This window comes from Kitasatospora hibisci (assembly GCF_043950205.1).
GTDB lineage: Bacteria > Actinomycetota > Actinomycetes > Streptomycetales > Streptomycetaceae > Kitasatospora > Kitasatospora hibisci.
The window spans coordinates 1739829-1762054 of record NZ_CP171642.1 but is presented as its reverse complement, the minus strand read 5'-3'; the positions used below and the strand labels follow the sequence as shown (position 1 = coordinate 1762054).

Here is a 22226-nt window from a genome sequence, read left to right as displayed (position 1 = left end):
AGGACCCTCCATGTCCAAGATCCTGACCACGGAGTCCGGCGCGCCGATCGCCGACAACCAGAACTCGGCCTCGGCCGGCGAGTACGGCCCGCTGCTCATCCAGGACCAGCAGCTGCTGGAGAAGCTCGCCCGGTTCAACCGCGAGCGCATCCCGGAGCGCGTCGTGCACGCCCGCGGCTCCGGCGCGTACGGCTACTTCGAGGTGACCGACGAGGTCTCGCAGTACACCAAGGCCGCCTTCCTCTCCGAGGTCGGCAAGCGCACCGAGCTGTTCCTGCGGTTCTCCACCGTGGCCGGCAACCTGGGCTCCAGCGACGCCGTGCGCGACCCGCGCGGCTTCGCGGTGAAGTTCTACACCGAGGAGGGCAACTACGACCTCGTCGGCAACAACACCCCGGTCTTCTTCATCAAGGACCCGCTGAAGTTCCCCGACTTCATCCACTCGCAGAAGCGCGACCCGTACACCGGCATCCAGGAGGCGGACAACGTCTGGGACTTCTGGGCCCACTCGCCGGCCTCGACCCACCAGATCACCTGGCTCTTCGGCGACCGCGGCATCCCGGCGTCCTACCGCCACATGAACGGCTACGGCTCGCACACCTACCAGTGGGTCAACGAGCAGGGCGACGCCTACTGGGTGAAGTACCACTTCAAGACCAACCAGGGCATCCGCTCGCTGGACGGCGAGCAGTCCGCCGAGGTGCTCGGCGCCGACGCCGACTCGCACCAGCGCGACCTGCACCAGGCCATCGAGCGCGGCGTGTTCCCGTCCTGGACCCTCTACGTCCAGCTGATGCCGGTCGCCGAGGCCGCGGACTACCGCTTCAACCCGTTCGACCTCACCAAGGTGTGGCCGCACGCCGACTACCCGCTGGTCAAGGTCGGCCGCCTGGTGCTCAACCGCAACCCCGAGAACGTCTTCGCCGACGTCGAGCAGTCCGCGTTCTCGCCGAACAACTTCGTGCCCGGCATCGGCCCGTCCCCGGACAAGATGCTCCAGGGCCGCCTGTTCGCGTACGCCGACGCCCAGCGCTACCGCCTCGGCGTGAACCACACCCAGCTGCCGGTGAACGCCCCGCGCGCCACCGAGGCCAACAACTACGGCCGCGACGGCCTCCACGCGATCAACAGGTCCGGCCGCGGCAAGAACTACGAGCCCAACTCGTACGACGGCCCCGCCCAGACCGACGACGCGCTCGCCGCCCCGGTCCGGCTGAACGGCCACACCGGAACCTACGCCACGCCGGCCCACACCAAGGACGACGACTTCTTCCAGGCGGGCGAGCTCTACCGCCTGATGTCGGAGGGCGAGAAGACCCGCCTGATCGGCAACATCGCGGGCTTCCTCGCGCAGGTGACCCGCGAGGACATCGTGGAGAGGAACCTCGCCCACTTCCACGCGGCCGACGAGGAGTACGGCGCCCGCCTGGAGGCGGCCGTCGCCAAGCTCCGTGCCGGCGACGAGGGCTGACGAGGCGCCGCACGCTCGTCCGAACCACCCTCACCGGCCGTCGGGGCCCGCACCCCGGCGGCCGCGATCGGGCCTCTCCCCCCTGGGCAGTGGGGAGGGGCCCGATCCGCGTTCCCGGCGGTCGGGGCCGGTGGGTGTCGGCGTGGGCCGCGGGGCGCGAGTGTGCTCGCGCGGCGGTCGGGGCATATGCCGGTCAAGCCCGTTCACGAGACCTGCACCAATATCCGTGGACGGCAACTGCCCGGCCGTTCGGGTGGCTAGGCTGGAGGAAGCCCGCAGGTCGCCGCGCGGGCGGACATCGGAAGGGGACGACATGTCGACACCAGCCCCGGGTCGTCACGCCGCGCCGGACCAGGGCACGCCCGGTCCGATCACCTCCTTGCAGCACGCCCTGAGACTGCTGGAGGCCGTCGACCGGCATGCCGGCGGTGCCACCCTGGTCGCCCTCGCCAGGGAGACGTCCCTGAGCCTGTCGACGGTTCGGCGGCTCGCCGAGATCCTGGAGATCGAGGGCTATCTCCAGTGCCAGGACGGCGGTTGGCTGCTCGGGGGCACGTTCGCGCTGCTCGGACAGCACAACCGGGAGCAGCTCGTCCGAGCCCGGCTCAACCGGAAACTCGCGGAGCTGCGAGACGAGTTGGGTGCCGCAGTGTACTTCAGCCGTTACCACGACGGCGAGTTGTCGGTGGAGGCGGTCTCCGCGGCCGACCACGCGCCCGCGGTGCAGGAGTGGGTGGACTTCCGGGCCACCGCGCACGCCAGTGCGATCGGGAAGTGCCTGCTGAGCCAGCTCGACCACGACGGCCGCCGGGACCACTTCTCCCGGCACCCGGTGGCCCGGCTGACCTCGCGCACCGTCACCGACGCCGACCAGCTGATGCACCGGCTGGAGCGGCAGCCGGCCACCGTGCCGGTACTGGACATCCAGGAGTACGCGCTCGGCACCGTCTGCGCGGCCGTGCCGGTGACGGCGGGCAGCACGGTCGGCTGCCTGGCCACCTCGATGCCGGTGGACAACGTGCACCGGCTCAAGGCGGCAGCGGAGCTGTTGGCGGCCCGGGCAGCGCCGCTGATGCTCGCCATGGCGGTCTGACGGGCCGCCTTCGTCCGTCCACGCGGGCCGCCGGACGGCGGATTCTCGGGGTCCTCGCAGCACCTGATGGCTATGGGGTCGTCAGTAGATCACGCAGACGCTCGGCTGGAGTTCTCCAGTCGAGCGTCGTGCGTGGTCGGCCGTGTCGGCCGTTGAATTGTGGGGCGACGTGTTCTCGAGTCAGCCCTCCCGGTGTCCTGCGGCACGTTACGGGCGGCCGGCCCGATCACGACACCGCTGCCCCCATACAAGTCGGCCCTCCTCTCTGTAAGTCACCGACCTGCCGGTTCGCCAGGATCGCCGATCTCGGACACCGGGGATCGGCTCGACTTACAGAAGTTGTGCCAGAGCCCCAGATTGAACACCGTCGAGTACGAAGCCGTCATGACCCCACCCGCGGCCCTGTCGCCAATCCGCCGGCGGGAACCGCCGACCCGGCGTCGGGCATGGGCTCACGGACGGAGGACGAGATGTTGCCGGGCCGATCACCCGAGGAGAGGCTGTGAAGCGCGTCCCCCTGCCCCGGCGAGCGCGCACGAGACCGCGCCGGCAGCGGCGGACGGAAGGAGCACGTGCGATGCGAGTCATGCTGAGAGCGCATCTGGACACCCAGGTCACAAACGAGGCGCTCAGGAGCGGCACGCTGCTGAGGGTCATGGAGTCGACGATGGAACGGCTCAAGCCCGAGGCGGCCTACTTCGGCCCCAGCGAGGGCGGACGGTCTTGCACGTTCGTCTTCGACATGCAGGACAGTTCGCTCCTGCCCACCATCGCGGAGCCGCTCTTCGAGGAACTCGGCGCAAAGATCGAGATCCAACCGGTGATGAACCGCGAAGACATGCAGAAGGGTCTCGCCGCGCTGCAGCAAGGCTGACCTCATCGGGATGCACCGCCCTACGACAGCCGCGAGGCCGAGAAGTGCCACCGCCGTGTGGCTCCGTACGCGAGGACGGGCTCTGGCACAGCTGCTGTGAAGTCGACCGATCCCCGGTGTCCGAGATCGGCGACCCTGGCGAACCGGCAGGTCGGTGGCTTACCCAGAGGCGCGCCCGAGTCCGGTCGACGTGGTTTGACGGAGATCGAGCCAGAGCCGTTTCACATGTCCGCTCACACGGATCGGACTGCCGGTGCGCGGACATCTCGCGGCCCTGGTCCCGGGTCAGCGAGCCGCGCAGGTGCCCGGGCAGGGGCTGGATCAGCGGCACCAGCACGGCTCGCTGACCTCCTCGGCGGCGTGCCCGCCGGAAGATGCCCGAGCAGGACGTAGCGGGTGGAGCGCTCGACCAGGGTCACGATCGCGCTCTCGTCACGGGCGCCGGCGATCGGATCGCCCTCCCGGTGGCCGGGAACCGCCAGGTCCTCGACCTCGGCAGGTCGGAGATCATCACCATCTCATCGACGAACCGGGACGTGCGGTGCTCCGGACTGCGGTGCGGCGTGCGGCGTGCGGCGTGCGGCGTGCGGCGGGTGCGCGGCGCCCGGTGCGCAGTGCGAGGGCAACCTCGCGCCGCGGTCCGCCGCGGTCCTTGACGTAGATCGCCTGGTAGACCGTCTCCGGACTCACCCGCATGCTCTCGTCGTCGGGGACCTCCCTGACCAGAGCGTGACAGATCTGCTCGGGCGACCACCGCTTCCGCAGCCCGTCCGTGACGAACTGGCGCAGCGGACCGTCCTGGGTGAGTTCGGAGTCCATGGGGCGTCCGCCGGCCGCGCCCAGGCCGGCCGGCCCAGCTTCCGTCCGGTCGCCCGCAGCGACCGGCCCTCACGGTGCATGTCCGCGATCAGCTCCCGCTCGGCCACCGTGCGGAACCGAAGGCGCGGCTCGGCCTCGACCGCCGCGAGAGACGGCGCTGACGTGACGGCGGCGGTGCTGGTCATGCCGGTTGTGTAGTCGATCGTGTGCCCGTCGGGGTGCAGGCGCGCGTTGCCGATCCTGCGGATCCCGCGGTCCCAGTCCCGGGCCGTGCGCTCGCTCATGAATCCCGACCCGTGCCGCGGCATCACGGCGTCGCACCCCCGAGACCCGAAGCCGCCCGTACTCCGCCCGGCCCGGATGCCCGCTCGTACGGGGCTTGCCCCGACCACGGACACCGGCCTTGCGCGCCCAGCCGGCCGCCGTGTGGCGACTCACCCCGACCACCCGGGCAGCACCCGCGACGCCGCCCTCCCCGTCCAACGCCTCGAAGATCCTCGCCTTCAACACCCGGAGAGCCACGATCCCCGCAACTCCCTGAACTCAGGGTGTTGCGGGGATCGCCAGAACCCGCCGGTCCGGCGGGGCCCTTCGTGTTTCCCGGGGTGCCGTACGGTGCACATCACTTATTAGACTCGATGTCGATAAGGGCCGCCGAACCCCTTGTCGCCACCGCTACCCGCGAGTACGTTTCCCTGAGCCGAGCCGCCACCCGCAGGTCAGGAGGGCCCTCCCATGCCCCGCTCCACGCCCGTTCCCGCCGTCGCCGCACCGGCCCCGCGCGTCCACGACAGCCTCGTCCTGGAGCCCCGGGACGTCCGCTTCGACTGGGCCGGCCTGCCGCTGCACTGGATCCCGGACGAGCCGATGGCCACGCACGTCATCAACGTCCTCCACCTGCTGCTGCCGGAGGGTGAGCGCTGGTTCGTCAAGGTGTTCAAGGAGGCGCTGCCGTTGATCCGCGACGAGCAGCTGCGCGAGGAGGTGCTCGGCTTCATCGGTCAGGAGGCCATCCACGCCCAGGCGCACCAGGAGGTGCTGGACCACCTGCTCGGCCAGGGGCTCGACCCGCGCCCGTACGTCCGCCAGATCGCCTGGCTGTTCCAGCGGGTCCTCGGCGACAAGCCGGGCCTCACACCGGCCCGCCGGCGCGAGAACGTCATCGAGCGGGTCGCCTTCATCGCGGCGATCGAGCACTTCACCGCCTTCCTGGGCGACTGGGCGCTCAACTCCCCGGGTCTGGACCGGGCCCAGGCCGACCCGACGATGCTGGACCTGTTGCGCTGGCACGGCGCCGAGGAGGTCGAGCACCGCAGCGTCGCGTTCGACCTGATGGTCCACCTCGACCCGGGCTACCTGAGGCGGATCCGCGGGATGGCGGTCTCCGGGCCGCTGCTGGTCCACCTCTGGGTGCGCGGCGCCCGGTTCCTGCTGGCGGCCGACCCCGGCCTCGACGGACGGCTGAAGCCGACCTGGCGCGAGGCCCGCCGGATCGCCCGGCGCGGGCTGCTGCCCGATCCGGTGAAGTCGGTCCGCTCCGGCCTGCGCTACCTGCGCCCCGGCTACCACCCCACCCAGGAGGGCTCGTCCAGCCAGGCCCTCGGCTACCTGGCCACCTCCCCGGCCGCCCGCGCGGCGGCCGCCCACTGACGGCCGGCGGGGCGCCCGTCCCCGCCCGCCCCGCCCGACGCCGCTCCCACGGACACCCAAGGACCCGCCGGATGGACCTGCACACCCCGCCCCCCGACCTCTACGGACGCCCCCACGCCGACCGGTTCATGCGGCGGCTCACCGCCTTCGGCGACCGCTACAGCCCCGCCCTCGGCAGCCCGCTGCTGCGCCGCAACCCCCGCCGCCCGGTCGGCCTTCCCACCCCGCCGCTGCAGCTGGTGGTCGCCGCCCGCCGCGAAGTCGCCGCGGACGCCGTCGAACTGCGGCTCGCCGACCCCTCCGGCGCCCCGCTGCCGCGCTGGCAGCCCGGCGCGCACCTGCGCCTCACGCTCCCGTCCGGCCGCGAACGCCACTACTCGCTCTGCGGCGACCCGGACGAGCGCACCGCCTACCGGATCGCCGTCCGCCGGCTGCCCGGGGGCGGCGGCGGTTCGGTCGAGGTCCACGACGTCCTGCACCGGGGCGTACGCCTCACCGCCCGCCGCCCGCGCAACGGCTTCGCCTTCTGCGCCGAGCCGGCCGTCCTGCTGCTGGCCGGCGGCATCGGGATCACCCCGCTGCTGCCGATGGCCCGCGAGGCCCAGCGCCACGGACTGGACTGGCGGCTCGTCCTGGTCGGCCGCAGCGCCGCCACCCTCCCGTACGCGGACGAGCTGGACGACCTCGACCCGCGCCGGGTCCACCGGCGCACCGACGACGAGCACGGCGGTGTGCCGACCGGTGCCGAGCTGCTCGGGTACGCCCCTCCCGGGGCCGCCGTCTACTGCTGTGGCCCCGCCCCGATGCTCGCCGCCGTCCAGGGCGCGCTGGACGGATCGCCCGCCGCCGCCCTGCACTTCGAGCGGTTCGGCGCGGCGCCGGTCACCGACGGCGAGCCGTTCGCCGTCCGCCTCGGCACGGACGGCCCGGTGCTCGACGTCCCGGCCGACCGGTCCGCGCTGGACGTGCTCCGCGAGGCCCGCCCGGACCTGCCCTACTCCTGCCACCAGGGGTTCTGCGGCACCTGCGAGGTCCGCCTGCTGGCCGGCGCGCCCGACCACCGCGACCGCCGCCTCACCCCCGAGCAGCGCGCCGCCGGCGCCCTGCTGCCCTGCGTCTCCCGGGCCGCCGAGGGCGAGACGCTCGTCGTCGACCTGTAGCGGCCGACGCCCGGCCCGTCGACGCGCCGCGCCCCTCGACGACGCGTCAGGCCCGTCGCCCGCAGCAGCCCCGCCCCCGCAGCCCCCGGACCCCCAGAACAGGAGCCCCCGCCGTGGCGAAGCCCCCGACCTTCCCGTTCACCGAGCACGACCTCGCCCGCTTCCGTGAGACCCAGCAACTCGCCTACCACTGCGCCGAGCAGGTCGCCGCCTGGATCGAACCCGGCGTCACCGAACGGCAGGCCACGGCCAAGCTGCGCCGCTGCCTGGTCGGTGCGGGTGTGCAGGACTTCTTCCACGTCCCGTTCGCCTGGTTCGGCGACCGGACGGCGTTCCGGCACTTCCGCACGCCGCTGCAGTTCTTCGCCGGCGGCCGTCGACTGGAGGAGGGCATGCCCTACGTGCTGGACTGCGCCCCGGTGGTGGACGGCTACACCGCCGACATCGGCTACGGCGGCAAGGTCGGCGAGAACCGGGTCTGGGACCGGCTCGCCGCCGACCTCCAGGTCTACCGCGAGCTGATCCTGGCGGAGGTCCGCGCCCGCAAGCCGCTGAACGAGGTGTACGCGGCCGTCGACGCGCAGATCGCCGCGCACGGCTACGACAACCGGCACCGGGTCTACCCGGGCCGGGTGATCGGCCACCAGGTGACCCGGATGACCGCCCGCGGCCCCGCCGGGGTCAACCTCTTCGGCTTCGGGGTGCGTACACTCCAGACCCTCGGCCGCGAGCTGATCAGCGAGCGCCTGCACGGCCGCTCCCCGCTCTGGGCGGACGGGCGGGCGTCCCGGCACGCGCCGACCCCGGGCCTGTGGGCGGTCGAGCCCCACATCGGGTTCCGCGAGGTGGGCATCAAGTTCGAGGAGCTGCTGGTGGTCACCGAGGACGACGCGTACTGGCTCGACGACGACCTGCCGCACGTCCGGCGCTGGAGCGCGGCGACGAGCACGCCCGCGTCCGTCCCGGCCGGGGCCGAGACCGCCCAGGAGGCGACCCGATGACGACCAACCCCCGCCGCCGGACCGTCCACTCCGACGGACTGCCGCTCGCCGTCTTCGAGGAGGGCGCCCCCTCCGGGCCCACCGTCCTGCTGGTGCACGGCTACCCCGACACCCACGCGGTCTGGGACGACGTCGCCGCCGACCTGGCCCGCGACCACCACGTGGTCCGCTACGACGTGCGCGGCGCCGGCGAGTCCGGCGCCCCGTCCGCGCGCGAGGGCTACCGGCTGGAGCAGCTGGCCGCCGACCTGTTCGCCGTCGCCGACGCGGTCAGCCCGGACCGGCCGGTGCACGTGGTCGCCCACGACTGGGGCTCGCTGCAGTCCTGGGAGGCCGTCACCGCGCCCGGCGCCGAGCGGCGGCTCGCCTCCTACACCACGATGTCCGGGCCGTGTCTGGACCACATGGGCCACTGGTTGCGCGACCGCCTGCGCCGGCCCACCCCGCGCCACCTCGGGCAGCTGCTCTCCCAGGGCGTCCACTCCTGGTACATCACCGCCTTCCACCTGCCCTACCTCGCCCCCGGCCTCTGGCGGCTCGGCCTGGCCCGCGCCTGGCCGCGCGTGCTGCGGGACCTGGAGGAGGTCAGCCCGCGCCCAGGCCACCCGCAGCCCACCCTGCGGCGCGACGCCGTCCGCGGCATCGAGCTGTACCGGGCCAACATGCGGCCGGCCCTGCGCAACCCGCGCGAGCGGCCCACCGAGGTGCCGGTCCAGCTGATCACCCTGACCAAGGACCACTACGTGGGCGCGTTCCTCTCCGAGGGGCTGGAGCGCTGGGTGCCCAGGCTCACCCGCCGCTCGCTGCACGCCACCCACTGGTCCGCCCTGCTGGAGAAGGGATCCACCGTGGCCGGAATGGTCCGCGAGTTCACCACCGCCGTCGACGCCGGGAGGGCCGCCGAGGCGGCCGCCGGCCGGCTGGTCGTGGTCACCGGCGGCGGCAGCGGCATCGGCCGGGCCACCGCCCTGGCCTTCGCCGAGGACGGCGCCCGGGTGGTGGTCTGCGACCTCGACCTCGCGGCCGCCGAGCGTACCGCCGAACTCGCCTCGCTGATCGGTCCGGCGGCCCACGCCTACCAGGTCGACGTGAGCGACGGCGACGCCGTCGACGCCTTCGCCAAGGAGGTCGCGGCCGACCACGGCGTGCCCGACGTGGTGGTCAACAACGCGGGCATCGGCCACTCCGGGACGTTCCTGCAGACCACCTCGAAGGAGTGGCAGCGCGTTCTGGACGTCAACCTCTGGGGTGTCATCCACGGCTGCCGGGCCTTCGGCGCGCTGATGGCCGACCGCGGTGCCGGCGGCCACATCGTCAACGTCTCCTCGGCCGCCGCCTACCTGCCGTCCAAGGCGCTCACCGCCTACGCCACCAGCAAGGCCGCGGTCTTCATGCTCTCCGACTGCCTGCGCGCCGAACTGGCGGGCCACGGCATCGGGGTCTCCACCATCTGCCCCGGCATCGTCAACACCAACATCACCCGCACCTCCACCTTCTCCGCCACCACCGCGGCGGAGCAGGCCGCCAAGCAGGCGCGCGCCGCCCGGCTCTACGCCCGCCGCGGCTTCCCGCCCGAGAAGGTGGCCGCGGCCATCCTCGACGCCGTCCGCACGGGTCGCCCCGTCGTCCCGGTCACCCCCGAGGCCAAGGCCGCCCGCTTCCTGAGCCGCCTCTCCCCTGGCCTCCTCCGCCTGGCCGCGCGCCTCAACGTCACCTGAGCGAAGGGCCCGTGGGGCTGTGAGATCGGATGCTCTGGATGTTGATATCGCAGGCCCGCGCTGATCTGGGAGGCCGACCATGGCCCGTACCGTGATAGACGTCAACGACGAGCTGCTCGCCGAGGCCGCCGAGATCTACGGCACGACAACCAAGGTGGCGACCGTCAACGCCGCCCTCGAAGACGCGGTCAAGCGCCGCAAGGGCAGGGAGTTTCTCGCCTGGCTCGCCGAGGGCGGACTTCCCGACCTCACCGGACCGGTGGACCAGGGTGAGTGATGATCCGGCGGGCTACCGCTGACACCGCCCCCCGGGCGCGGCAGCGGTCCTCCGGAGCCCGGGGGTGGTACCCAGGAGGTCCTCACCCCGAGCGACCGAAGGAGTGCCCATGGCCACCGGAACCGTGCAGTCCTACAACGTGCACCACGGCTACGGCCTGATCGCGCCCGACGAGGACGGGCCCGCGCTGTACGTGTACTTCGACTCGATCGTGGGGGAGGGCGACCGGGCGCTGACCGAGGGGCAGCGGGTGGAGTACGACCCGACGGAACAGGAGGGCCGGGCGGTGGCCGAACACGTCCGGCCCCTCTGAGCGACGCGGCCCGTCCCGTCCCGAGCCCGGCGGCACGCCCGGCTCGGGACGGGACGCGTCGGGAACGTCCGGTCCGGGCCCCGCCGGAGGCCCGTACGATCGAGGTCCCGCCGCACTTCGCCGCCGGAGTGGCGCTCACCTGCGTGCACGTCGTCGAGGGGCTGGTCTGGTCGGCGGTGCTGGTGGGCTTCGCGCAGGCGGTGCGCGGACGGCTGCGCCGGCCTGCCGCACGTCGTCTGACGGACCGGGTGAGCGGTGCGGTGGTGGTCGGCTTCGGGGTGAAGCTCGCGGTCTCGGACTGACGCGGACTCAGTGGCGCTGACTCAGTGGCGCGGCCGACCTCAGCGGCTCATCCGGTCCAGCCCCGTGCGCAGCTCGTCCGGGTTCATGCAGAGGTGCAGGTCGACGTCGGCGTTGAACTCCAGCCAGAACGGCTCGCAGATGGACGGGATCGAGGCCTCGTCCGCCACGTCGACGACGACGATCTGGCACCGTCGGCCGTTGCGGGCGAAGGCGTAGGCAGCCTCCGGCCGGAGGTCGGACATGATCCGCTCGAACCGCTCGCGGATCGTGCCGTCGGTGATCAGCGCGTTGGTCGTCTCGGTGTCGAGCTCGATCTCCAGCAGGGCACGCATGACCGCTGCTCCTTCCCCGGGGCTCACGGTGAGTCCGCCGGACTCCAGCGTCACGCCGCCGACAAGGGCCCGCAATGCGACCCGGTGCCACCTGGGGGCGACCGCGGTCGTCGTCACCCGGGCGGGGGCGCCGACTGGCGACCGGGTCCGGGCCGGGGCTGCACTGGAGGCGGCCGTCCCCCGGCGACCCGCCGGCCCAGCGAGCAGGAGCAGCAGCCCATGGCCGTCATCGTGGCGTTCGAGTTTCCCGAGGTCACCCAGGCGCAGTACCAGGAGAGCGTGGACCGGCTGACCGGCGGGGCGGGGCTGAACTCGCCGTCGGACTGGCCGGTGCGCGGGCTGATCCTGCACGCGGCGGGCCCGACACCGGGCGGTGGGTGGCACGTCACCGACGTGTGGGAGTCCAGGGAGGCCTTCGACCACTTCGCGGCGGTGCTGATGCCGATCCTCAGGGAGATCGGCATGCCCACCACCCCGCCGATGATCTGCGAGGCCTACAACGTCGTGACCTGACCGGCGGCGCCCACCGTCCGGCACCGACCCGCCCCGTCGGCCCGACCCGCGCCGGCGCTCAGGCCGCGTGCGCCCGGGGGTCCCCGGCGGCCGGGCCGTCCGGGGCCTCGGCCGCACGCGCCACGTCGTGGTGGATCGGCCCGTCGCCGGCGCTCAGCGGCAGGCAGCTGCCGCCCCGTCGGTGGGCGACGATCTCCGCGGCGACCGAGACGGCCGTCTCCTCGGGCGTGCGGGCGCCGAGGTCCAGGCCGATCGGCGAGCGCAGCCGCCCGATCTCGGCCTCGGTGAGGCCGACCTCGCGCAGCCGGTCCAGCCGGTCGCGGTGGGTGCGGCGCGAGCCCATCGCCCCGACGTAGCCGACCGGCAGCCGCAGCGCGCGCTCCAGCAGCGGGATGTCGAACTTGGCGTCGTGGGTGAGCACGCAGAGCACGGTCCGGCCGTCGATCCGCTCCAGCTGCGCGTCCAGGTAGCGGTGCGGCCAGTCGACGACGACCTCGTCGGCGTCCGGGAACCGCTTGCGGGTGGCGAACACCGGGCGGGCGTCGCAGACGGTGACGCGGTAGCCGAGGAACTTGCCGATCCGCACCACGGCGGCGGCGAAGTCGATGGCGCCGAAGACCAGCATCCGCGGCGCGGGCACGTAGGACTCGACGAAGACGGTGACGGTGCCCTGCTCGTGCTCGTCGCACGGGCGGCCGTCCAGGCCGAGGACGACCCGGCCGGTGCGGCCGGCGTCCAGCATGGCCCGGGCCTCGGCGACGACGGCGCGTTCGAGGCCGGCCACGGTCGTCGGTGCGGGGGAGAGGGCGCCGTGATGGGTGTCGGCGGTGACGGCGACGGTGGCGCCGAGCAGGCCGCCGGGGCCGGCGATGACCCGGGCGAGGGCCACCGGGGTGCCGGAGGCGATGTAGGTGACGCCGGCGTCGAGCGCGGGGTCGGTGCCGGGGACGACCGGCTGGACGAAGACGTCCAGGATGCCGCCGCAGGTCAGGCCGACGGCGAAGGCGTCCTCGTCGCTGTAGCCGAACCGCTCCAGGACCGGCTCGCCGGACTCGATCGCGGCCTGGCAGAGCTCGTACACGGCCCCCTCGACGCATCCCCCGGAGACGCTGCCCACGGCCTCGCCGGCCGCGTCGACGGCGAGTGCGGCCCCCGGATCGCGCGGCGCGCTGCCCGAGACCCCGACCACCGTGGCCACGGCGAAGGAACGCCCGGCCGCGTGCCAGGCCTGCAGCTGCTCGGCGATGTCCTGCATGTCGGGGAGCTCCTTCAACCTCAACGGACGGAACGGTTGGTGCCGCCGTACGGGAAACGACTCCCGTACGGCGGCGGTGCTGCTAGTGCACACCCAGCCAGGACTTGATCGGGGTGAGCGCGAAGTAGACCACGAAGACCGCGGTCAGGATCCACATGAGCGGGCCGGGCTCGCGCCACTTGCCCTGGCCGGCCTTGATCACCGTGTAGGAGATGACGCCCGCGGCGACACCGGCGGTGATGCTGTAGGTGAACGGCATCAGGACGCAGGTGAGGAAGGCCGGGATGGCGACCTCGCGGTCGGACCAGTCGATGTGCCGGGCCTGGCTCATCATCATCGCGCCGATGACGACGAGGGCGGCGGAGGCGACCTCGACCGGGACGATGCCGGCGAGCGGGGAGAAGAAGAGCATCAGGGCGAACAGACCGCCGGTGACGGCGGAGGCGAGGCCGGTCCGGGCGCCGTCGCCGACGCCGGTGGCCGACTCGACGAACACGGTCTGGCCGGAGGCGCCGGACAGACCGCCGACCGCGCCGCCGGCGCCGTCGATGAAGAGCGCCTTGGAGAGGCCGGGCATCCGGCCCTGCTTGTCGGCCAGGCCCGCCTCGGTGCCGACGCCGATGATGGTGGCCATCGCGTCGAAGAAGCCGGCCAGGACGAGGGTGAAGACCGCGACGGAGGCGCTGATCGCGCCCATCCCCTTGCCGCCGAAGGCGCCGAACAGGTCGACGTCGCCGAAGAGGCTGAAGTCGGGGGCGGAGACCGGGCTGCCCGGCCAGACCGGCACGGAGTTCTTCCAGGCCTCGGCCGGCACGTCGGCGAGCTTGTTGACGACCATCGCCAGGACGGTGCCGCCGGCGATGCCGATCAGGATCGCGCCGCGGACGTTGCGGGCCATCAGTACGAAGATCGTCAGCAGGGTGAGGCAGAAGATCAGGACCGGCCAGCCGGCCAGCTCGCCGGTGGGGCCGAGCGACAGCGGGGTCGGGCCGCCGGTGTGCACGAAGCCGGCCTTGTAGAGGCCGATGATCGTCACGAAGAGACCGATGCCGATGGTGATCGCGTGCTTGAGCGGCAGCGGGATGCCGTTCATGATCTTCTCGCGGAGGCCGGAGACCACCAGGAGCACGATCAGCAGACCGTAGATGACGCACAGACCCATGGCCTGTGGCCAGGTGGTGTGCGGGACGACCAGGGCGGAGACGGCCCCGGAGACCGAGAGGCCGGCGGCCAGGGCGAGCGGGACGTTGCCGACCACGCCCATCAGGATGGTGGTGACGGCGGCCGCGAGCGCCGTGGCGGTGGTCAGCGCGGCGTGGTCCAGCTTCACGCCGGTGACGTCGGCACCGCTCAGGATGAGCGGGTTGAGCAGGATGATGTACGCCATCGCCATGAAGGTGGTGACGCCACCACGCAGCTCGTTGGCGAGCGTCGATCCCCGCGCGGAGATCTTGAAGTACGCGTCCAGCGCGTTCTTCGAAGGAGTCGCAGGGGCCGACGTGGGGGCGTCGTCCTCGGCGGATCTGTCTTCAGTGGTGCCGGGCTCCGTGGGGATCCTGGTCATGTCCACTCCCAAGTGTCAAAGGGGGTTGGGGTGGGCGAGCCGACCTGACAGCCAGTCAACGAAGTTGGCACAGGGGGACGATTCGACTCACTGGGCGCACTCTGTGGCAGTGCCGGCAGTGCGAGGGTGGTGGGCACCGCTGCAGAGCCCCGGCGTGGGAGAGGCAGCGGAGTGGTGCGTTCGCATTGCTTCGGATGGTGCATGGGCGGTGCTTCTTCACTGCGTTCGGTGGTGCTGCCCCGGGGCGGCGGGGCTGTGTTCACCTTTCCCCCTCGCTTGCGCTCGGAGGAGCCGGTGCCGCCCCGGGGAGGTGCGCGGAGGTTCCGGTTACAGGGCTTCCGGGGCCTCGGTGGTCAGGTGCTCGGGCCGGACCGGGATCCGGTTGAGCGCCAGGCCGGTGGCGTTGCGGATGGCGGCCACGATCGACGGCGTCGCGGAGACGGTGGGGGCCTCGCCGACGCCACGCAGACCGTACGGCGCGTTGGGGTCGGGCAGTTCGAGGACGTCGACCGGGATCGGCGGGGTGTCCAGGATGGTGGGGATCAGGTAGTCGGTGAAGGACGCGTTGCGCACCTTCCCGTCCTTGACGATGATCTCCTCCATCACGGCCAGCCCGAGCGCCTGGGTGCAGCCGCCCTGGATCTGGCCCACCACGGAGAGCGGGTTGAGCGCCTTGCCCACGTCCTGGGCGGCGGTCAGCTCCACCACCTTGACGAGGCCGAGCTCGACGTCCACGTCGACCACCGCGCGGTTGGCGCAGAAGGTGTACTGGACGTGGCCGAAGCCCTGCCCGGTCTCCTTGTCGAACGGGACGGTCGGGCGGTGGTGGTGCTCCCGGGTGAGGTCGATCGCCTCGTCGCCGAGCAGGTCGACCATGGAGACCAGCACGCCGGCCGACTCCGAGACCACCTTGCCGCCGACCAGCGACAGGTCCTTCTGGGTCCAGCCGTAGCGCCGGCGGCCCTTCTCGATCAGCGCCTGTCCGACCGCCTCGGCGGCCAGCTTCACCGCGCCGCCGGTCATGTAGGTCTGCCGCGAGGCGGACGTCGAACCGGCCGAGCCGACCTCGGTGTTGGCCGGGTGGATGGTGACCTGCTCGACGCCCAGCTCGGTGCGGGCGATCTGGGCGTGGACGGTGACGCCGCCCTGGCCGACCTCCGCCATCGCGGTGTGCACCATGGCGACCGGCTCGCCGCCGATCACCTCCAGGCGCACCCGTGCGGTCGAGTAGTCGTCGAAGCCCTCGGAGAAGCCGACGTTCTTGATGCCGACCGAGTATCCGACGCCGCGCACGATGCCCTCGCCGTGCGAGGTGTTGGACAGCGCGCCGGGGATCTGCCGGACGTCCAGGTGGTCGAGGTCCAGCGGCGGCGGGAGCGGCATGTCCTTGACCCGCTGGAGCAGTTCGGCGACCGGGGCCGGCGAGTCGATCTGCTGGCCGGTGGGCATGTGGTCGCCCTCGGCCATCGCGTTCAGCTGGCGGAGCTCGACCGGGTCCATGCCCAGCTCGGCGGCCAGCCGGTCCATCTGCGTCTCGTAGCCGAACGCGGCCTGGACGGCGCCGAAGCCGCGCATCGCGCCGCAGGACGGGTTGTTGCTGTACAGCGCGATGGCGTGCATCCTGACGTTCGGGATCACGTACGGGCCGTGCCCGAGCGAGGCGGCGTTGCCGACCACGGCGGGCGAGGCGGAGGCGTACGCGCCGCCGTCCAGCACGATCCGGGCGTCGGCGAAGACCAGCTTGCCGTCGCGGGTGGCGCCGTGCTCGTAGGTCATCCGCGCCGGGTGGCGGTGCACGTGGCCGAAGAAGGACTCGTCGCGGGAGTAGACGATCTTGACCGGCTTGCCGGTGTGCTGGGCCAGCAGGCAGGCGTGGATCTGCATCGAGAGGTCCTCGCGGCCGCCGAAGGCGCCGCCGACGCCGGCCAGCGTGAGCCGGACCTTCTCCTCCGGCAGGGCGAGCACGGGGGCCATCTGCTGGCGGTCCACGTGCAGCCACTGGGTGGCGATGTAGAGGTCGATGCCGCCGTCCTCGGCGGGCACGGCCAGGCCGGACTCCGGGCCGAGGAAGGCCTGGTCCTGCATGCCGACCTCGTAGGTGCCCTTGACGATGACGTCGGCCATCGCGCGGACCTCGTCCGTCACGCCGAGGCCGGAGACGAGCCTCTGCTCGTGGCAGATGTTGCCGTACCCGTGGGACTTGTACTCGTGCGGCTCGTGCACGTAGCCGTGGGTCTCCGGGTCGAGGCACTGCTCCTCGGTGGTGATCGGGGTGAGCACCTCGTACTCGACCTTGATCTTCTTCACCGCGCGGCGGGCCGTCTCCGGGTGGTCGGCGGCGACCAGCGCGATCGCCTCACCGTGGTAGCGGACCTTGTCGATCGCCAGGGCCGGCTGGTCCTGGATCTCCAGGCCGTAGTACTTGGAGCCCGGGATGTCTTCGTGGGTGAGCACGGCGTAGACGCCCGGCACCCTGAGGGCCTCGGAGACGTCCACGCCCAGGATGTTGGCCCGGGGGTGCGGCGAGCGCAGCGCCATACCCCAGAGCATGTCCTCGTGCCACATGTCGGACGAGTACGCGAACTCGCCCTTGACCTTCAGGTTGCCGTCCGGGCGCAGCGGCGAGCCGCCGATGCCGTCCTTGCTGGCCTGGTTGATGTTCTGGAGGTTCTTCTGACCCTGGATGGTGCGAACGCTCATGCGGCCACCTCGCAACGCTCGGCGGGCGCTTCGCACAATGCGCAGCCATTCATGATTCGCTCGCTTCGCTCGCTCATTCCGAGACCGCCTTACCGGCGCACTTGCGGGCGGAAGCCAGCCGCACCGCGTCCATGATCTTCTCGTAGCCCGTGCAACGGCAGAGGTTGCCCGACAGCGCCTCGCGGATGTCGTTGTCACTCGGCTGGGCGTCCCGCTCCAGCAGGGCGTCGGTCTGCACCAGCAGGCCCGGGGTGCAGAAGCCGCACTGCACGGCGCCGGCGTCGACGAACGCCTGCTGGACCAGGCCCAGCTCGCCGCTCTCCTCGGTCAGGCCCTCGACGGTGCGGACCTCGCGGTCCTGCACCTGGCCGGCCGCGACCAGGCAGGAGCAGACCGGCACGCCGTCCAGGTAGACGGTGCAGGAGCCGCACTCGCCCTGCTCGCAGGCGTTCTTCGAACCCGGAAGGCCGACCCGCTCGCGCAGGACGTACAGCAGGCTCTCGCCCTCCCAGACGTCGTCGGCCTCGACCGGCTTGCCGTTGGCGGTGAAAGTGACCCTCATGCCGCGCTCCTGATCTGCTTGCTGTAGTCGTTCCAACACCAGGTGAGGGTGCGACGGGCCATCACGGCCAGCGAGTGGCGCCGGTAGTCGGCGGTGCCGCGGACGTCGTCGATGGGGGAGGCGGCGTCCTTCACCAGCTCGCCGAACCGCTGGATCACCTCGGCACCCAGCAGGTCGCCGGACTCCCAGAGCCCGCGCTCGGCCAGTACGCCCTGCAGGTACTCCTCGGCCTCGACGGCGCGGCGCGGCGTGGGGGCAGCCGAACCGATGCCGGTGCCGACGGTGCCGTTCCTCGGGTGGAGGGCGAAGCCGAAGGCGCAGACCGCGATCACCATCGCGTTGCGGGTGCCGATCTTCGAGAACTGCTGCGGGCCGTCCGCCACCGGGATGTGCACGGCCCGGATCAGCTCGTCGGGCTCCAGACTGTTGCGCTTCACCCCGACGTAGAAATCGTCGATCGGGATCATCCGGGTACCGCGCACCGAGCCGGCCTCGACGAAGACGTCGCGCCCGGCCGCCAGCAGCGCGGGGTGCGCGTCACCGGCCGGGGAGGCGCCGCCGAGGTTGCCGCCGACACCGCCGCGGTTGCGGATCTGCGGGGAGCCGACGGTGTGGGCCGCCAGCGCGAGGCCCGGCAGCGGGCCGGACAGCTCGTCGATGATCCGGGTGTACGGGACGGAGGCACCGAGCCGGACGACGCTGCCGTCGTTCGACCATTCGGTGAGCTCGGTGATGCGGTTCAGGTCGAGAATCGCGGATGGCCGGTGCACGTCGAAGTTCATCTCGACCATGACGTCCGTACCGCCCGAGATGGGCAGCGCGGTCGGGTACTCAGCCTTCGCCGCGAGTGCCTCGTCCCAGGTAGCGGGCCGAAGGAACTCCATGCGGGTGTCTCCTCAAGTCGTTGCCGCCGGACGGTGGGCACAGTGCCCGCTTCCGGTGTTCGGACTGCGCTACTGCTTCGTCGCCTTCGCTTCGCGTCCTGGTCACCCGGGTGTGTCCGGCGGCGTGTGGCCAGTGAACCGCTGTGACCGGGCCCACTGGGAGTCACCGATGGCATGAAGCCCCGGCTGTGGTGCCGCCCGGCATCCTGTACGTTCCTCTAAGGAGGACAATCGCGCAGCCCAGCTGTTTACGGGGCGCTACCTACGACCGTAATCCGGCCGTGATTCCCAAGCTATGGGCCCGTGATCCGGGCGCCCGTCGGTACGTAACACCGAGCACCGATGTTCGGGCACACTGTCTGCCCGGACCGAGCGCTCGGGCCCTCACCCTCACCCCCCAGCCCGTTAGGAGTCCCGGATGCGTGTCCGCGACCTGCTCGCCCCCGGAGCCCCGCGACTGCGCCTGCTCGCGGCGGAGGAAGAACTGGACCGGCAGGTCAGCGGCGTCATGACCACGGACCTGCACGACCCCGGCCGCTACCTGCACGGCGGTGAGCTGGTGCTCACCGGCATGCTCTGGCGCACCGGCCCGGCCGACTCCGAGCGGTTCGTCCGGACGATCGTGGCCGGCGGCGCCGTCGCCCTCGCGGCCGGCGAGGCCGAGGTCGGTCCCGTCCCCGAGGACCTCGTCGACGCCTGCCGCCGGCACCGGATGCCCCTCTTGGCGGTACCCGACGACATCGCTTTCGGGACCGTCACCGAGTTCATCGGCCGGCAGGTCTCGGCCGACCGCGCCGCCGACCTGGCCGCCCTGGTCGACCGCCACCGCCTGCTGGTCTCCGCTGCCGGCGGCGGCGGGCTGGACGCCGTCCTCGACCTGCTCGGCGGCGACCTCGACCTGGACTGCTGGGTGCTCACCCCCACCGGCGCGGTGATCGCCGGACCCGCCGACCGGCTCTCCGCCGAGGATCGCGACCAGCTGGTCCGCGCCCACCTCGGCGCCCAGCGCCAGCGCCGCCGGCCCCCGCACCGGGCCAGGCTGCTCACCGGCTCGTACTCGCTGCTGCCGGCCTCGGCCACCCCGGAGGCCGAGGCGCCGCTCGCCGACTGGGTGCTCGCGGTGGCCGGCGACGTCACCGAGTGGACCACCAAGCGCCAGCAGCTCGCCGAGAACCTGGCCCGGCTGGTCGCCGCCGAGCGCCAGCGCCGCGACGAGGGCCGCCGGCTGCGCCGCCGTCTCGCCGACGAGGTGCTCACCCTGCTGCAGCGCGACGCCGACCCGGCCGAGATCAGCCGCACCCTCTACGCCTCCTCGGCGATGGCCGCCCGGTACGAGATCCCCGAGCCGAAGCCCCAGGCGTCGGACGGCAACTGGCTGGTGCTCAGCGCCGAGGGGACCGGCCTGCCCGAGGGGGCGGTGCGCGCCGTCCTGGAAGAGGCCCTGGGCGGCACCACCGACCGGGCCCTGGTCGCCGGGGCCGGCACCGGCGCCGTCGTGGTGATGCCCGCGATGGACACCGCCGTCCCCGCCGACACCCTGCGTGAGCTGCTCGCCCCGCTGGAGGCCGGCCTCGGCTCCGAGGGCCGGATCACCCTCGGCGTCTCCGCCCCCGCCCCCGAGGCCGGCGGCCTGCGCGGCGCCCTGGAGGAGGCCCGGCACGCCCGCCGGATCGCCGGTGCCCGGGTCGGCCGGGTCTGCGTGGCCGGCCCCGAGGAGCTGGCCTCGCACGTGCTGCTGCTGGCCGCCGTCCCGGACGAGGTCCGCCGCGCCTTCCGCAGCCGCCTGCTGGACAAGGTGATCGCCTACGACATCGAGCACCAGGCCGACCTGGTCCGCACGCTGGAGGCGTTCCTGCGCTCGGACGGCTCCTGGACGCGCTGCGCCGCCCAGCTGCACGTGCACGTCAACACCCTCCGCTACCGGATCGGCCGGATCGAGGAGCTGACCGGGCGGGACCTCTCCCGCCTGGAGGACCGGGTGGACTTCTACCTGGCCCTCGAACTGGCGTGACACGACGGCGCCCCGCCGGTCGGCCGACGGGGCGCAATGCCTGCCCGGATCCTGCTACGGACTGCCCGGCAGGACGGGGGTGTTCACGGTCGGGATGCTCCGGCGCTGCGCCGGCGTGCCGTCGCAGGTGAACAGCTGGCGGACGGCGCCGTGCCGCTCCAGGCGGTGCCGGAGTTCGACGGCTTCACCGGTGAGGCCGCCCAACGGCTCCGGCGGCTGCTCAGGCCCGCGCTGCGCCCGGGGACGCCGGGAACACGGAGACGCCGGGGGACACCCGAGCGGTTCAGCGCGGACACCGAGGCCGGGGATCCGCCGAGCCGGATCTGGCACGCCGACACCGTCTGAGGACCGGAACGCCGGGAGGGCCCGCCGCACATCGCGCGGCGGGCCCTCCGTTGCGTCGGGCAGGTCCTACTGGACCGGGATGACGCCGGTCAGCCACTCGAAGACGCCCGGCACCAGGGCCTTCCACTGGTCGGTGGTGTGCGGGCCGGTGGCCTCCTGGACCTGGACGGTGGTCGGGGCCTTGGCCACGGCGGCGATCGCCTGGCCGTCCTCGAAACCGTCGCCCTTGTTCCCGGAGACGTACAGCGCGACCTTCGGCGGCTGCTGGGCGTTCTTCAGGATGTTGACCGGGTTGTTGGCCTCGCGCAGCTTGGCGTCCTTGCCGACCAGCGAGTCCTTCTCGACCGCCGGGTCGTTGTAGCCGGACAGGGCCACCCCGGCGCGGTAGCGGTTCGGGTGGGCGAGCGAGAGCTTGGCCGCGCAGTGGGCGCCGGCCGAGTAGCCGGCGATGCCCCAGCGCTCCGGCGACGGGTCGGCGCGGAAGTTGTCCATGACCATCTGCGGCACGTCCCGGGTCAGCCAGGCGTCCGCGTTGATCTTGCCGGGGATGTCGGTGCATCCGGCGTCCTGGTGGCCGCCGAGCAGCAGGGTGCGCGGCGAGACCAGGATGAACGGCGCCACCTTGCCCTGCTGCATCAGCGGCTTCAGCTGCTCGGAGACCTTCAGCGTGCCGTACCAGGTGGACGAGGAGCCCGGGTAGCCCGGGATCAGCTCGACGACCGGGAACTTCTTGTCCTTGAACGCCGGGTCGTTGTACTGCGGCGGGAGCCAGACCAGCACCTCGCCGTCGACGCCGGAGACCGGGCCCTTGAGGTCGGTCTTCTGCACGTCGCCCGGGACGGCAGGGTCGTTGACGCCGCGGAACTGCTGGGTGAGCTTGGGCTTCGCGGCGTCCCCGCCCGCGGTCGGCTGCGCGCTGGCGGTGCCGCCCGAGGCCGGGACCGGCTGCTCGGCCGGCGGGATCGAGGGCACCGCGCGGACGTGGTTGCCGGTGCCCAGCAGGTCCTCCCAGCTGCCGTAGATCAGGTTGGCGTTGTTGACCATGACGAACACCATCACCACGGCCGTGATCTGGCAGAACACGATCATGACGAGCCGGGACAGGATCCGCACCGGCTGCGGCCCGCGCACCCGACCCCAGCACAGCATCGCCACCGCGATGGAGATCGGCACGAGGATCACCGTGCAGATGAGGAACGGCGTGCCTGTCAGTTGCATCAAAGTCTCGTATCCGGGTTCGCAAGCCGCTCGGGCCCCACTCGCCCGAACGCACTCCAATGGCATTGGACGGCCTCGAACGGGGATCGGTTGCCGTCCGAATCTGTGCGGAACCTGAGAGGAACATCACGTTTCCGCGATGATCCCTTTCCGGGTTCGCCCT

Annotated in this window: 20 protein-coding genes and 1 pseudogene; 13 read left to right on the top strand and 8 right to left on the bottom strand. The window is 72.4% G+C overall.

Annotated elements, in window-relative coordinates; all coding sequences use genetic code 11:
• Positions 1 to 10 precede the first annotated feature (10 nt).
• The 3 genes from ACF9IK_RS07495 (at position 11) to ACF9IK_RS07485 (ending at position 3438) form a co-directional block, all read left to right on the top strand.
• Complete coding sequence (locus tag ACF9IK_RS07495; protein WP_395293452.1) at positions 11 to 1471, top strand: catalase; 1461 nt, start codon at positions 11 to 13, stop codon at positions 1469 to 1471.
• 313 nt (positions 1472 to 1784) lie between these two features.
• Positions 1785 to 2564 carry an IclR family transcriptional regulator gene (locus ACF9IK_RS07490; protein WP_395293451.1) on the top strand — a complete coding sequence of 260 codons (780 nt, stop codon included), beginning with the start codon at positions 1785 to 1787 and terminating at the stop codon, positions 2562 to 2564.
• Positions 2565 to 3141: 577 nt separating this feature from the next.
• On the top strand, positions 3142 to 3438 hold the full coding sequence (locus ACF9IK_RS07485; RefSeq protein WP_395298498.1) for a DUF3303 family protein: 297 nt from the start codon (positions 3142 to 3144) through the stop codon (positions 3436 to 3438).
• A gap of 247 nt (positions 3439 to 3685) precedes the next feature.
• Here the strand turns inward: ACF9IK_RS07485 and ACF9IK_RS07480 are convergent.
• Positions 3686 to 4578, bottom strand: a pseudogene (locus tag ACF9IK_RS07480) (IS30 family transposase); the annotation flags it as partial.
• Positions 4579 to 4992: 414 nt separating this feature from the next.
• Here ACF9IK_RS07480 and ACF9IK_RS07475 point away from each other — a divergent pair.
• From ACF9IK_RS07475 to ACF9IK_RS07445, 7 genes are all read left to right on the top strand, one after another.
• Positions 4993 to 5907 carry a metal-dependent hydrolase gene (locus ACF9IK_RS07475; protein ID WP_395293450.1) on the top strand — a complete coding sequence of 305 codons (915 nt, stop codon included), beginning with the start codon at positions 4993 to 4995 and terminating at the stop codon, positions 5905 to 5907.
• 71 nt (positions 5908 to 5978) lie between these two features.
• Positions 5979 to 7067, top strand: a complete 1089-nt coding sequence (locus tag ACF9IK_RS07470; protein WP_395293449.1) for a PDR/VanB family oxidoreductase — start codon at positions 5979 to 5981, stop codon at positions 7065 to 7067.
• 113 nt (positions 7068 to 7180) lie between these two features.
• The gene (locus ACF9IK_RS07465) at positions 7181 to 8068 is read left to right on the top strand and encodes a M24 family metallopeptidase (protein ID WP_395293448.1); all 888 of its coding nucleotides are present in this window, start codon (positions 7181 to 7183) and stop codon (positions 8066 to 8068) included.
• Positions 8065 to 9786, top strand: a complete 1722-nt coding sequence (locus ACF9IK_RS07460) for an SDR family oxidoreductase (RefSeq protein ID WP_395293447.1) — start codon at positions 8065 to 8067, stop codon at positions 9784 to 9786. The genes ACF9IK_RS07465 and ACF9IK_RS07460 overlap by 4 nt, the downstream gene beginning before the upstream one ends.
• Before the next feature lie 79 nt (positions 9787 to 9865).
• Positions 9866 to 10063, top strand: coding sequence for a type II toxin-antitoxin system VapB family antitoxin (locus ACF9IK_RS07455; RefSeq protein ID WP_395293446.1), 198 nt, complete (start codon positions 9866 to 9868; stop codon positions 10061 to 10063).
• A gap of 109 nt (positions 10064 to 10172) precedes the next feature.
• Entirely contained in the window at positions 10173 to 10376 is a 204-nt protein-coding gene (locus ACF9IK_RS07450) for a cold-shock protein (RefSeq protein WP_395293445.1), read from the top strand.
• A 128-nt stretch (positions 10377 to 10504) separates the two neighbouring features.
• The gene (locus tag ACF9IK_RS07445; protein WP_395293444.1) at positions 10505 to 10678 is read left to right on the top strand and encodes a LysE family transporter; all 174 of its coding nucleotides are present in this window, start codon (positions 10505 to 10507) and stop codon (positions 10676 to 10678) included.
• A 39-nt stretch (positions 10679 to 10717) separates the two neighbouring features.
• On the opposite strand, the gene ACF9IK_RS07440 is transcribed toward ACF9IK_RS07445, so the two are convergent.
• Positions 10718 to 11011 carry a hypothetical protein gene (locus ACF9IK_RS07440; RefSeq protein ID WP_395293443.1) on the bottom strand — a complete coding sequence of 98 codons (294 nt, stop codon included), beginning with the start codon at positions 11009 to 11011 and terminating at the stop codon, positions 10718 to 10720.
• A gap of 219 nt (positions 11012 to 11230) precedes the next feature.
• On the opposite strand from ACF9IK_RS07440, the gene ACF9IK_RS07435 reads away from it, so the two are divergent.
• Positions 11231 to 11524, top strand: coding sequence for a hypothetical protein (locus ACF9IK_RS07435; protein ID WP_395293442.1), 294 nt, complete (start codon positions 11231 to 11233; stop codon positions 11522 to 11524).
• Positions 11525 to 11582: 58 nt separating this feature from the next.
• On the opposite strand, the gene ACF9IK_RS07430 is transcribed toward ACF9IK_RS07435, so the two are convergent.
• From ACF9IK_RS07430 to ACF9IK_RS07410, 5 genes are all read right to left on the bottom strand, one after another.
• On the bottom strand, positions 11583 to 12779 hold the full coding sequence (locus ACF9IK_RS07430) for an XdhC family protein (protein WP_395293441.1): 1197 nt from the start codon (positions 12777 to 12779) through the stop codon (positions 11583 to 11585).
• An 82-nt stretch (positions 12780 to 12861) separates the two neighbouring features.
• Positions 12862 to 14343 carry an NCS2 family permease gene (locus tag ACF9IK_RS07425; RefSeq protein WP_395293440.1) on the bottom strand — a complete coding sequence of 494 codons (1482 nt, stop codon included), beginning with the start codon at positions 14341 to 14343 and terminating at the stop codon, positions 12862 to 12864.
• A 327-nt stretch (positions 14344 to 14670) separates the two neighbouring features.
• Positions 14671 to 17043, bottom strand: a complete 2373-nt coding sequence (pucD, locus tag ACF9IK_RS07420; protein WP_395293439.1) for a xanthine dehydrogenase subunit D — start codon at positions 17041 to 17043, stop codon at positions 14671 to 14673.
• A gap of 73 nt (positions 17044 to 17116) precedes the next feature.
• On the bottom strand, positions 17117 to 17605 hold the full coding sequence (locus tag ACF9IK_RS07415; protein WP_395293438.1) for a (2Fe-2S)-binding protein: 489 nt from the start codon (positions 17603 to 17605) through the stop codon (positions 17117 to 17119).
• Complete coding sequence (locus tag ACF9IK_RS07410) at positions 17602 to 18489, bottom strand: FAD binding domain-containing protein (RefSeq protein WP_395293437.1); 888 nt, start codon at positions 18487 to 18489, stop codon at positions 17602 to 17604. Before ACF9IK_RS07410 ends, ACF9IK_RS07415 begins: the two co-directional genes overlap by 4 nt.
• Before the next feature lie 418 nt (positions 18490 to 18907).
• On the opposite strand from ACF9IK_RS07410, the gene ACF9IK_RS07405 reads away from it, so the two are divergent.
• Together ACF9IK_RS07405 and ACF9IK_RS07400 are read left to right on the top strand one after the other, a co-directional pair.
• The gene (locus tag ACF9IK_RS07405; protein ID WP_395293436.1) at positions 18908 to 20500 is read left to right on the top strand and encodes a PucR family transcriptional regulator; all 1593 of its coding nucleotides are present in this window, start codon (positions 18908 to 18910) and stop codon (positions 20498 to 20500) included.
• Positions 20501 to 20650: 150 nt separating this feature from the next.
• Positions 20651 to 20845, top strand: coding sequence for a hypothetical protein (locus tag ACF9IK_RS07400; protein WP_395293435.1), 195 nt, complete (start codon positions 20651 to 20653; stop codon positions 20843 to 20845).
• Between the two features lie 66 nt (positions 20846 to 20911).
• On the opposite strand, the gene ACF9IK_RS07395 is transcribed toward ACF9IK_RS07400, so the two are convergent.
• Positions 20912 to 22063 carry an alpha/beta hydrolase gene (locus ACF9IK_RS07395; protein WP_395293434.1) on the bottom strand — a complete coding sequence of 384 codons (1152 nt, stop codon included), beginning with the start codon at positions 22061 to 22063 and terminating at the stop codon, positions 20912 to 20914.
• Positions 22064 to 22226 lie beyond the last annotated feature (163 nt).

What these genes read in the sequence shown, in the direction of transcription:
- ACF9IK_RS07430 (WP_395293441.1), bottom strand. Translation starts at nt 12,779, where the DNA reads ATGCAGGACATCGCCGAGCAGCTGCAGGCCTGGCACGCGGCCGGGCGT.
- ACF9IK_RS07405 (WP_395293436.1), top strand. Translation starts at nt 18,908, where the DNA reads ATGCGTGTCCGCGACCTGCTCGCCCCCGGAGCCCCGCGACTGCGCCTG.
- ACF9IK_RS07490 (WP_395293451.1), top strand. Translation starts at nt 1,785, where the DNA reads ATGTCGACACCAGCCCCGGGTCGTCACGCCGCGCCGGACCAGGGCACG.
- ACF9IK_RS07440 (WP_395293443.1), bottom strand. Translation starts at nt 11,011, where the DNA reads ATGCGTGCCCTGCTGGAGATCGAGCTCGACACCGAGACGACCAACGCG.
- ACF9IK_RS07395 (WP_395293434.1), bottom strand. Translation starts at nt 22,063, where the DNA reads ATGCAACTGACAGGCACGCCGTTCCTCATCTGCACGGTGATCCTCGTG.
- ACF9IK_RS07415 (WP_395293438.1), bottom strand. Translation starts at nt 17,605, where the DNA reads ATGAGGGTCACTTTCACCGCCAACGGCAAGCCGGTCGAGGCCGACGAC.
- ACF9IK_RS07460 (WP_395293447.1), top strand. Translation starts at nt 8,065, where the DNA reads ATGACGACCAACCCCCGCCGCCGGACCGTCCACTCCGACGGACTGCCG.
- ACF9IK_RS07470 (WP_395293449.1), top strand. Translation starts at nt 5,979, where the DNA reads ATGGACCTGCACACCCCGCCCCCCGACCTCTACGGACGCCCCCACGCC.
- ACF9IK_RS07450 (WP_395293445.1), top strand. Translation starts at nt 10,173, where the DNA reads ATGGCCACCGGAACCGTGCAGTCCTACAACGTGCACCACGGCTACGGC.
- ACF9IK_RS07435 (WP_395293442.1), top strand. Translation starts at nt 11,231, where the DNA reads ATGGCCGTCATCGTGGCGTTCGAGTTTCCCGAGGTCACCCAGGCGCAG.
- ACF9IK_RS07410 (WP_395293437.1), bottom strand. Translation starts at nt 18,489, where the DNA reads ATGGAGTTCCTTCGGCCCGCTACCTGGGACGAGGCACTCGCGGCGAAG.
- ACF9IK_RS07425 (WP_395293440.1), bottom strand. Translation starts at nt 14,343, where the DNA reads ATGACCAGGATCCCCACGGAGCCCGGCACCACTGAAGACAGATCCGCC.
- pucD (WP_395293439.1), bottom strand. Translation starts at nt 17,043, where the DNA reads ATGAGCGTTCGCACCATCCAGGGTCAGAAGAACCTCCAGAACATCAAC.
- ACF9IK_RS07475 (WP_395293450.1), top strand. Translation starts at nt 4,993, where the DNA reads ATGCCCCGCTCCACGCCCGTTCCCGCCGTCGCCGCACCGGCCCCGCGC.
- ACF9IK_RS07485 (WP_395298498.1), top strand. Translation starts at nt 3,142, where the DNA reads ATGCGAGTCATGCTGAGAGCGCATCTGGACACCCAGGTCACAAACGAG.
- ACF9IK_RS07455 (WP_395293446.1), top strand. Translation starts at nt 9,866, where the DNA reads ATGGCCCGTACCGTGATAGACGTCAACGACGAGCTGCTCGCCGAGGCC.
- ACF9IK_RS07495 (WP_395293452.1), top strand. Translation starts at nt 11, where the DNA reads ATGTCCAAGATCCTGACCACGGAGTCCGGCGCGCCGATCGCCGACAAC.